Source organism: Flavobacterium sp. DSP2-3-1 (assembly GCF_049896865.1).
Lineage (GTDB): Bacteria > Bacteroidota > Bacteroidia > Flavobacteriales > Flavobacteriaceae > Flavobacterium.
The window spans coordinates 66,942-77,705 of the sequence record NZ_JAFCVD010000014.1 but is presented as its reverse complement, the minus strand read 5'-3'; the positions used below and the strand labels follow the sequence as shown (position 1 = coordinate 77,705).

Annotated in this window: 11 protein-coding genes; 5 read left to right on the top strand and 6 right to left on the bottom strand. The window is 34.0% G+C overall.

Translation table 11 applies throughout. The features are described from left to right. Positions 1–559 precede the first annotated feature (559 nt). Positions 560–1,237 (bottom strand): DUF4294 domain-containing protein, encoded by a 678-nt coding sequence (locus tag ACP7AT_RS14920; protein WP_426065207.1) that lies wholly within the window; start codon positions 1,235–1,237, stop codon positions 560–562. Positions 1,238–1,319: 82 nt separating this feature from the next. Here ACP7AT_RS14920 and ACP7AT_RS14915 point away from each other — a divergent pair, with 82 nt between their 5' ends. Both ACP7AT_RS14915 and ACP7AT_RS14910 read left to right on the top strand, forming a co-directional pair. Further along, entirely contained in the window at positions 1,320–2,408 is a 1,089-nt protein-coding gene (locus ACP7AT_RS14915) for a M42 family metallopeptidase (protein WP_426065206.1), read from the top strand. Between the two features lie 175 nt (positions 2,409–2,583). Next, a complete protein-coding gene (locus tag ACP7AT_RS14910; RefSeq protein ID WP_426065205.1) occupies positions 2,584–3,039 on the top strand; it encodes a DUF1801 domain-containing protein in 456 nt (151 codons plus the stop codon). 51 nt (positions 3,040–3,090) lie between these two features. On the opposite strand, the gene ACP7AT_RS14905 is transcribed toward ACP7AT_RS14910, so the two are convergent. The 3 genes from ACP7AT_RS14905 to ACP7AT_RS14895 form a co-directional block, all read right to left on the bottom strand. Then, complete coding sequence (locus ACP7AT_RS14905; protein ID WP_426065204.1) at positions 3,091–4,044, bottom strand: phosphoribosylaminoimidazolesuccinocarboxamide synthase; 954 nt, start codon at positions 4,042–4,044, stop codon at positions 3,091–3,093. Positions 4,045–4,154: 110 nt separating this feature from the next. Further along, on the bottom strand, positions 4,155–6,503 hold the full coding sequence (locus ACP7AT_RS14900; protein ID WP_426065203.1) for a prolyl oligopeptidase family serine peptidase: 2,349 nt from the start codon (positions 6,501–6,503) through the stop codon (positions 4,155–4,157). Positions 6,504–6,553: 50 nt separating this feature from the next. Continuing rightward, entirely contained in the window at positions 6,554–7,366 is an 813-nt protein-coding gene (locus tag ACP7AT_RS14895; protein ID WP_426065202.1) for an HAD family hydrolase, read from the bottom strand. Positions 7,367–7,563: 197 nt separating this feature from the next. On the opposite strand from ACP7AT_RS14895, the gene ACP7AT_RS14890 reads away from it, so the two are divergent. From ACP7AT_RS14890 to ACP7AT_RS14880, 3 genes are all read left to right on the top strand, one after another. Continuing rightward, positions 7,564–7,842 carry a globin domain-containing protein gene (locus tag ACP7AT_RS14890; RefSeq protein WP_426065201.1) on the top strand — a complete coding sequence of 93 codons (279 nt, stop codon included), beginning with the start codon at positions 7,564–7,566 and terminating at the stop codon, positions 7,840–7,842. A gap of 114 nt (positions 7,843–7,956) precedes the next feature. Continuing rightward, positions 7,957–8,766, top strand: coding sequence for an FAD-binding oxidoreductase (locus ACP7AT_RS14885; RefSeq protein WP_426065200.1), 810 nt, complete (start codon positions 7,957–7,959; stop codon positions 8,764–8,766). An 11-nt stretch (positions 8,767–8,777) separates the two neighbouring features. After that, positions 8,778–9,203, top strand: coding sequence for an Rrf2 family transcriptional regulator (locus ACP7AT_RS14880; RefSeq protein ID WP_426065198.1), 426 nt, complete (start codon positions 8,778–8,780; stop codon positions 9,201–9,203). A 45-nt stretch (positions 9,204–9,248) separates the two neighbouring features. Here ACP7AT_RS14880 and ACP7AT_RS14875 read toward each other — a convergent pair whose 3' ends face one another. Next, on the bottom strand, positions 9,249–10,199 hold the full coding sequence (locus ACP7AT_RS14875; RefSeq protein ID WP_426065197.1) for a PhoH family protein: 951 nt from the start codon (positions 10,197–10,199) through the stop codon (positions 9,249–9,251). A 22-nt stretch (positions 10,200–10,221) separates the two neighbouring features. After that, complete coding sequence (locus ACP7AT_RS14870; RefSeq protein ID WP_426065196.1) at positions 10,222–10,746, bottom strand: hypothetical protein; 525 nt, start codon at positions 10,744–10,746, stop codon at positions 10,222–10,224. Positions 10,747–10,764: the final 18 nt, after the last annotated feature.

The following is a 10,764-nucleotide window of genomic DNA, read 5'->3' as shown; positions in this document are numbered from 1 at the left end:
TTAAACACTTTTTTTTGACCTTTTCTTAACTTTATCTTTAACTAACTGATATCATGTTTTTTGAAAGAACAAGTTTTTTAAACAAATCTACAATCAAACACCAAATAAAACCATTTGTAATTCAAAATAGCCAATTTCATTACGGACAGATCGCTTTTTACTATCCATTCCTATTTATACAATCTTGATGAATTCACGCATTATTGCCTTTTTCCCTATTTATGACTACGCTTTGCTTCTTCAGATATTACTTCTGTGCCATTATTCAAAAACATGATTAAACTAACTAATGGTTTTGTCCCATACATTATATAGAAATAAATTGTGCTATTACTTTTTCACTCTTATATATAAGGTAACATAATATCTCGTAAAAACAACAAAAAGCTATAGATAACCTAGGTTCGCGTTAGGGATAGCAGCGGAAAGCCCACAGTCTCGCCTTTTTTTGGCGAGACGAGGACTTGAAGCGAATAGCCCGACCGTTTATATAAAAAGAGGCAATTACCCGTTAAGATAATTGCCTCTCTTTATATAAGGTGGAACGCACAAATGAAAATTACTTTTTAAGATTTTCAGCTTTAGACTCCCAAGCATCATTGAGATTTTCATAATCAACTGGTTTTGCCATATTTTGATTTTGCAATCTTCCGGAATCAAATGCTCGAGCTAATATAGTTTCTATCAGATAGTCTTCGTTAACATCGAAAGGCGCGTACTTTGTTTTTAAATTTATGTCAAACATACTGGCTGCCGTATTGGACCAAAATGCTTTCCAGCCACTTTTGAGGTTTTTAACCAATTCAAAAGTTGTGGTGCCAGTTTGACGATGAATCAATTTAACTAATATTTGACCTTGTTTGCGGGAAAGCTTTTTGAGCTTGGCTTCGAACTCATCACTCAAATAACTTTCTACTATTTTAAAGTATCTTTTTTTCTCTTTATTTGTTTTGAGATTTGCCATTCCTTTATTAAGAATGGTCAATCGCTCCGAAGCTAGTTTTGCATAAGGATAAGTTTTATATACCCGACTTTGAAGTAATAAAAATTGCTTTCTTGCTTCGGGATCCGTTTTTCCCTTGTATATTAATATTTCTGGTAATTGAATGGTGTCATTAAGAATCGATTCGTCATCTTCTAACTCATACCCCATCTTTATAGTATCCTGTGGGATTACCTGTGCGTTAACATACATCGTGGTAAATAAAAGAAATAACAAAAATTTAATTAGCTTCATATAGGAAAATTTAATTACCAAAATTATACATTATATACACAACTGTGATGCCATTTTTATAATTTAGCGAAAAAATAATTTTATGAGCACAAAATCAATATTAAACAAGTCATCACTTGAGTTTTTAGAAAATTATCTTAATAATGCCTCGCCTACAGGATATGAAAGTGGTGGACAGAAATTATGGATGGATTATTTGAAACCTTACGTTGATACTTTTATAACGGATACTTACGGTACAGCGGTAGGGATTATAAATCCAGATGCACCTTATAAAGTAGTAATTGAAGGTCATGCTGACGAAATTTCATGGTACGTAAATTACATTACGGATGACGGATTAATCTATGTGATTAGAAATGGCGGTTCAGATCATCAAATTGCCCCTTCAAAACGTGTCAATATTCATACTAAAGCAGGAATTGTAAAAGGTGTTTTTGGTTGGCCCGCCATTCATACACGAATGAGAGACAAAGAAGAAGTAGCAAAAGTTGACAATCTATTCATTGACATTGGTTGTGAAACCAAAGAACAGGTTGATAAAATGGGTGTTCATGTTGGTTGTGTAATTACATATCCTGATGAATTCATGATTTTGAACGAAAATAAATTTGTTTGCCGCGCCATTGATAATCGTATGGGTGGATTTATGATTGCCGAAGTAGCTCGTTTGTTGCACGAAAACAAAATAAAACTTCCTTTTGGATTGTATATTACCAATTCGGTGCAGGAGGAAGTGGGACTTCGTGGTGCTGAAATGATTACTAAAACCATCAAACCCAATGTAGCAATTGTCACTGATGTATGCCATGACTCCACTACTCCAATGATCGACAAGAAAATTGAAGGGGAAACCAAAATTGGTAAAGGCCCAGTGGTTACGTATGCGCCCGCGGTTCAAAATAATTTGAGAGAATTAATTTTAGAAACTGCTATGGCTAAAGAAATTCCATTCCAGCGATTGGCTTCTTCACGCGTTACCGGTACCGATACCGATGCTTTTGCATACAGTAATGGTGGCGTTGCCTCGGCTTTGATATCGTTGCCGTTACGTTACATGCATACCACGGTTGAAATGGTGCATCGTGACGATGTTGAAAATGTGATTAAATTAATTTATGAAACCTTATTGAAGTTGGAAAACGAAGAAACATTCTCTTATTTTAAATAGTTTTAGGAGCTAATCCCGCTATCCGTTTTAATCTTTCTAGTCCTGAACTTGTTTCAGGATCCTGAAACAAGTTCAGGACTAGAAAGTATTTCCACTTTTATCGGGGCTAAAAAACCGCAATTCAAAATTATGAATTGCGGTTTTTTTGTTAACTTTACTCAAACAATGCTTAAAAATGCAATCAACCTCCACATCAATCGACGTCTATTTAGAAGAAATCTCCGCAGAGAAAAAGGATTCTTTTGCTAAACTTCGAGAAAATATTTTAGAAAATATTCCAAACGGTTTTGTTGAACAAATGTCATACGGCATGATTGGTTATGTAGTGCCACATTCTATTTATCCTAGTGGCTATCATTGTGACCCAAAACTACCGTTACCTTTTATTAATATTGCATCACAGAAAAATTTCATCGCGATTTATCACATGGGGATTTATGCCAATCCGGAATTACTGAAGTGGTTAATAAAGGAATATCCAAAACATAGCGCCCAAAAATTAGACATGGGAAAAAGTTGCATCCGATTTAAGAAGATGGACCAAATTCCGTTTGAATTAATTGCAGAACTCGTCCAAAAAATGTCGGTTCAAGAATGGATTACTTGTTATGAATCAGTAGTAAAAAAATAAAAAAACCGCAATTCAAAATTGCGGTTTTGTATTCTACCTTTTGTAAATTAATTATCTATTGGCTAGATATTCTAAAACATTTTTCTCGATTCTTTCGTCTATGTTACTGATGTCAGCTTTTACAAATTTCTCCCCTAATATATTTTCAAATAATTCGATGTATCTTTCAGAAACAGTTTCAATGTATTCGTCAGTCATATCAGGTATTTGTTGTCCTTCTAATCCTTGAAAACCATTTTCGATTAACCAACGACGAACAAACTCTTTTGATAATTGTTTTTGCTCCTCACCTTTGTTTTGACGTTCCTGATATCCTTCGGCGTAAAAATAACGAGAAGAATCTGGTGTGTGAATTTCGTCAATCAAGACAATTACCCCTTCTTTGGTTTTTCCAAATTCATATTTGGTGTCAACCAAAATCAAACCACGACTGGCTGCAATTTCAGTTCCTCTTTCGAATAAATCTCTTGTGAATTTCTCTAAAACCACATAATCTGCTTCAGAAACAATTCCTTTTGATAAAATATTCTCACGAGAAATATCAGCGTCATGTTCTCCGTTATCCGCTTTGGTCGTCGGCGTAATGATAGGTTCTGGGAATTTATCATTTTCTTTCAAGTAATCGGGCATTGTTACGCCGCAAATTTCTCTTTCACCAGTAGCATATTCTCTGGCAGCATGACCCGAAAGATAGCCGCGGATTACCATTTCCACTTTGAAAGGCACACATAAATGGCCCACAGCAACATTAGGATCAGGAGTTGCAATTAACCAGTTTGGAACAATATCCTCCGTCAATTCCATGAATTTAGTAGCAATTTGATTTAGAATTTGACCTTTATATGGAACTCCTTTTGGCAAAACGACATCAAAAGCTGAAAGCCTGTCAGTTGCTACCATAACCAAAAGTTCATCATTGATATTGTACACTTCTCTTACTTTACCGCGGTAAACAGATTTTTGGTTTGGAAAATTAAAATCAGTAGTTGTGATGGTGTTGCTCATTATACTAGTTGTGTGTATGTGTTTATTTTTGTTCTTGCAAATTTATAACTATTTCACAGAGTTACGCAAAGAAAAGAACGGAACTCTTTCATTTATTTTCATGTCTAAAACTATTTTTTAAGCAATGTATTGTTGAATAAATTTAAGATTCGGCTGTATTCATCAACCCAGGAATAGGTTTCTTTAAAACCATGAGCTTCAACGGGAAAACTAGATAAGCTCCATTTTTTCTTCCCTAATTCTATAAAACGCTGAGACAACCGAACAATATCTTTATATTCAACATTGTCATCTACCATTCCGTGAAGCATCAATAAATCTCCTTCTAAATTATTAGCGAAATAGATTGGTGAACTTTTCTTGTAAGCATCTGGATCCGTTTCTGGGAAATTAAGAATGTTTCCGGTGTAGCCATGATTGTAATGTGCCCAATCAGTTACGGAACGCAATGCAGCACCCGAAGCAAACTCTTTTGGAGTAGTTAACATTCCCATCAACGTGATAAAACCGCCGTAAGAACCGCCATAAATCCCAACTCTTGACGCGTCGATTCCGTAATTTTCGACCAAATATTTCTTACCGTCAATTTGATCTGTTAAATCTTTTCCGCCCATAAAACGGTAAATTCCTGTTCTAAAATCACGCCCATATCCATCACTGCCTCGATAATCAATATCTAAAACGGTATAGCCTAAATCGACCAATAAATTATGAAACATGTATTCTCTGTGGTACGTACTCCAATAGTTGTGCGCGTTTTGCAAATAACCGGCACCATGAACAAACAAGATAGCGGCTTTATTCGCGTTGGCAGTTTGCGGTTTGTACAATCTGGCATTTACGAGAGTTCCATCCTGAGCTTTGAAAGTAATTACTTCCGGTTCACGCCAAGAATATCCTTTAAAATTTTTCGATGTGGAAAACGTTATCTGATTTAAGTTGGTATTCTTTTTATTTGGCGCTACATACAATTCCCAAGGTTTATTTTTATACGAGTAACGAACCAATAAAGTTTTTTCGTCTGGAGACAAACTTACTTCATGAGCACCATCTTTGGTTAAAATTGGTTTTAAAACCGGATTTCTAACTTCTAATTTATAGAAATTTCTGTTTCCTGGATGCGTAGTCGTCGTGGTCAAATAAAAAGAGTTTTTATCTTTTGACAAACTCACGTTGCGCACTTCCCAATTTCCTTTGGTTAACTGTGTTTTCTTTTTTGACTTCAGGTTATAGGAATATAAATGAGAATAACCGGTTTCTTCCGATTGAAAATAAATAGTTTCATTGTCTCCCAAAAACCCCAGTGTTCCCCTTCCATATGAATTAGACGGAATTCCGGGTCCGCCAATCCAAGCTTCATCATGTTGATGGTCTAATTCCTGAAAAGTTCCTTGCTCTAAATTCAAACTGACAATCCATCGGTCTTTGTTATCCTGACTTCTTATTTCGGTAATAGCGTAAGAGCCATTTTCATTGTAAATAGGTTCCTGAACTACAATTAGTTTATTCTTTTTTTCTGTCGTTTTTGATTTTTCATACAGTTCAAAATATTTAGGAACATCCTGAATGTGGCTTAATGTTGAAAAATTTACGAAATAAACAGAATCTTTGGCAATATCATACACTCCAAATTTGGTTGGCAACAAATTATCTAAAGAAACTTTCTCCTTGGTATCTTCAATTTGATTGTAGCCATCAGCAGTTATGAAAAGTTCCATTTTTTCATTTTTACGTTCTAAATCTTCTATTAATCTGAAGGTGGCGAAGTTTCCTTTTGGATCCACTTTTAAGCTTCCAAAGGTATTTTTTCCATAATAATAAGGCTTTGGAAAATCAGATTTTGTGGTTTTTGCTTTTGCCAAATTCCATTTTTTCAGTGCTTCCTGATCTTTAATAAATTGGAATAATTCCTCTTGTTGGCTTTTCAAAAAAGACTCTTTTTCCGTAGCTTTCTCATCCGATTTTCCTTTACGAAAGTTCGTGATTTGAATGACAGATCCTTCATTGGTATTGAACTGAAAAAGATTTTCATTTTGTCTGAAATAAAGCACTCCTGGTAGAGAACCCATTTGCAAATTAGCAATCGGACTGCTTTGTTGGTATAATTTTTTTGAGTTTTTATTTTTTAAGGAATAAGAAAATAATCTTCCTTTATCGATGTAATAATATAAATCTGGATTAGTTGTTTTTTTTAAATCTAGTTTTGAAAAAGCAGCTTCATTTGGAGATGCTAATTCTGGTTTTGATAACCCATTTTTCCAAAAATAAGTACTTGTGCCCAATTCATTGTTTGGATTCCAATCAAAATAAACTTTCTGTCCATCTAAAGACCATCTTTCATTTTCTGGTTGCGCACCTATGAAAGCGTTGCCTTTCATAATTTCTTCCAGTTTTAGCGTTTGACTATGAATTGTTATGGAAAACAAAATACAGATAACAAGGATTATTTTTTTGTTCATTTTGGTTTTAGTTTTTTGTGTAAATCGGAAAATATGGTTAGTTAAAAAAATTAATTATTTAATAGCAGTTGCGCAATATATTTTGCAACTCCTTCATTATCATTAGTCATGATGACTTCCAAATGAGAAAGTTTATTTTTCAAACTATCAGGTGCATTCCCCATTACTACGCCTTTACCGGAAGAATTAAGCATGTTTTCATCATTGTAACCGTCACCAAAAGATAATGCTTGCTGAAAAACAAAATTTTCTAGTTCCAAAATTTTTGCAATGGCAACACTTTTATCTACAGATTTGTCCATAAATTCTAAACAAAGCGGAAGACTAAAAGCATGGCTAAAAAGTCCGGTATGATTCTCTAAAATTCGATCTCTTAACTCTATTAATTTTGAATGTCGATCGTGCGTGAAAAATACTTTTATAGCACTCAAATCTTCTACGTTTTCAAAATCGACGAGTTCTGGATGATAATTTACTTCTGGTTGAAACTCATTTAATTTTTCATTGTGCTTGTTCGTTTGCCACACATTTTCTCTGAATAATACAGTTGTAATTTCAGGATCAATATCTAAAGACAAGACGGATTTAACAGCCTCACTTTCCATATTAAAAGAGAAAAGCAGTTCTTTCTCAGGGGAATGTATCCGAGCTCCATTTGAGGTAACCAGATAAAGAGGCACATTCAATCCTGCTACAATCGGCATTGCATCTAAGTGATGACGACCAGTTGCAATTATTATTAGGTAATTTTGATTGTGGAGTTCTTGAAATACGGTTTTGGTGTATTGGGATATTTTGTGATCTGAATTAAGTAACGTTCCGTCTAAATCGCTTATTACGACTTTTATTTTTTCTTGTAGCATCTTTCGTTTTTCACTGTCATTTTTAATATTTCCAAATTTATTCAATTTTAGAGAGAAACGCAAAAATTTATAAAAAGTTTAGGTTAACCTTTCATGACGATATTTTAAAAAATACATTTAAAACATATTGTTGCATTTAAAATACAACAATGTGAAAATGATTGCTATCTTTGTAAAAATTAAAGTAAAATAAAGTCATGAATGCAAGTCAAAAAGAATTAATAAAAGCAACTGTGCCAATTTTAAGAACAAATGGAAATGATTTGATAACCTATTTTTATCAAAGAATGCTGTCCAATAATCCAGAGTTAAAAAACATTTTTAACATGTCAAATCAAGCTAGTGGTAAACAACAAAATGCTTTGAGCGGAGCTGTTCTTGCTTATGCTGAAAACATAGAAAATCCTACTGTTTTGATCAATACATTAAAATTAATTGGAAATAAACATGTGAGTTTAAATATTCAACCAGAGTAATATGATATTGTTGGACACCATTTAATCGGATCTATAAAAGAAGTATTAGGTGATCTCGCAACAGTAGAATTGATTGCAGCTTGGACTTGTGCTTACAATGAATTGGCTCAAATAATGATCAGTATTGAAGCTGAAATGTATCAAAAAACAATTAATAAAAAAGGAGGCTGGAAAGGCTGGAGAACCTTCATAATCTCCAAAATTGTAAAAGAAAGCGACGAAATTAATTCATTTTACCTTAGGCCGGAAGACAATAAAGAAATTGCTGATTTCTATCCGGGTCAATATATATCTGTAAGTACTTTTATTCCTGAATTAGGTCATAAACAGCCTAGACAATATAGCCTGTCCTCTTATTCTAACACTGAATATTATAGAATTTCGGTAAAAAAAGAAATCAGTCAAAATACAACTCCTGATGGTATTGTTTCCAATGCATTACATAACAAGAAGGAAGGTGATGTAATTGAAGTTAGCGCACCAGCGGGGGTGTTTTTTGCAGATCCAAAATCAAAAAATCCTTTGGTATTAGTTAGTGGAGGCGTTGGACTTACTCCTATGATGAGTATGGTAGAAACCAATAAAAATTCACTTCAAAAAAATCGAACAGTTTGGATTCACAGCTGTCGCAATGAAAATGTTCATGCGTTCAAAGATACTATCGAAGAATTAAACAACGAAAATGAGTGGTTAACTTCTTTCGTCTTTTATGAAACTTTACCCGAATCAGAAACAAATGCTATCGAAGGAAGAATCGATTTGCATCAAATAAAAGAAGAAATTCTTATTGAGGATGCAAAATATTATATTTGCGGACCGGCTATTTTTATAAAAGTTCAATATCAATCTTTGGTCGCACTTGGTGTAAACAGAGAAAATATACTTTACGAAGAATTTGGTCCCCAATTATTAAGCCTTAATTAGCAAATTTTAATATGAAATTAAATCACTTTACCGATTTTAGTATGCGCGTTTTGATGTATTTAAATCAAAAAAATGATACTCCCCAAAGTTCTTTAAATGATTTAGCAAATACTTTTAAAATTTCGCGTAATCATCTTATTAAAGTGGTTCAATTCTTATCGGCAAACCAATTAATTCTAACCAAAAGAGGAAAGAATGGCGGAATAATGATTTCGGAGAGAGCAAAAGAAATTTGCTTAGGCGATTTAATTCACCTATTAGAACAAGACGATACACCTATCGTCAATTGTGATTCAAAGCCTTGTATTTTTCAATCACACAATTGCAAACTAAAATCGTTGTTCAATATCGCTTATCAGGCTTTTATTGAAAGCTTAAATCAGCACAAACTTTCTGATATAGAATTCAAAACTTGGAGTGCTATTTTTCAAGATTAATAAAAAAATTAAAAAAGGAGGCTTTTTATACAGCCTCCTTTTGTTTTAATCATTATTCTCAATCATTTTATAGGCATCAATTACTTTTTTAACTAATCGGTGTCTTACTATGTCTTTATCATCCAGATATATAATTCCAATTCCCTCAACGTCTTTCAAAACCAATAAGGCTTCTTTGAGTCCGGAAATGGTTCTTCGTGGTAAATCGACTTGGCCTGGGTCACCAGTAATCATGAATTTAGCACTTTTTCCCATACGGGTAAGAAACATTTTCATTTGGGAATGTGTAGTATTTTGGGCTTCGTCCAAAATTACAAAAGCATGATCAAGTGTTCTTCCGCGCATGAATGCCAGTGGTGCTATTTGAATAATTCCCTTTAAAATATAATCTTCCAGTTTTTCATTAGGCAACATATCGCGCAAAGCATCATAAAGAGGTTGCATATATGGATCCAGTTTTTCCTTCATGTCCCCTGGAAGAAAACCAAGGTTCTCCCCTGCTTCTACCGCTGGACGTGTGAGTATAATACGTTTGACTTGCTTTTCTTTCAGCGCTTTAACGGCCATGGCAACTCCGGTATAGGTTTTTCCGGTTCCGGCAGGTCCAACGGCAAAGACCATATCATTTTTTTCCATGGTATCCACCAACAATTGTTGATTGGGTGTCATTGGTTTAATGATTTTTCCACCTACACCGTGCACTAATATTTTATCCTGTCCTTGAAATTTTCTGTCTTCCTGTACATCACCAAGAATAACACGCTCTATTACATTATTATCAATGTTATTGTATCTTGAAAAGTGCACCATTAATCGTTGAAAACGTTTTTCGAACTCGTCTAAAACTTCTTTTTCTCCAAAAGCTTTTAAAGTTGTTCCCCGAGCGACAATCTTCAATTTTGGGTAGTATTTTTTAATTGTTTCAAGATGAGTGTCTTGAGCGCCCCAAAAGTCTTTTGGAGCGATGTCTATGAGCTCGATTATTCTTTCGTTCAAATGAAGTTGTTTTTAGATTATTTTAATTTAAAGTCAATCGCAATCCAATTCCGTTTGAATTGGTAATTAAATCCAGTTTTTGATTATCGAATTGGTTGTATGCATTGGTGTTTTGATTGTTATATTCAGTAACCACATTTTTAATCTTTTTCGAAAAACCAATCTTGACAGGAATGGCTATTATGACTGCTGCAACACCTAAATAAGTCAATACATTTGGATAGGTTTTCTCCGTTTGCAGATCATAATACCCACCGCCAACAGGAACTGCGGTCATTCCAGATGCAGTAACTCCATAAATTAAATCAGCAGTCAAAAATCCCAAACCACCAATTAATAATATATTTCCAACTGTTTTCTTTGTTCTTCCGGCATTATAATCTGTCAATAATTTTTCGTTGTTTGCCAGTAATTCCCGGACTTGATTGGGGGAAATTTTTTGGTTTTCGGAATTTAAAGTAGTGCCGTTGGACTTGTAAACTAGTTTTTGTGAATACGATTGTAAGCTACAAAAGAAAAGAAGAAGAAAAAATAGTGGTTTGATCATGTTTCCTGTTTAAATTCA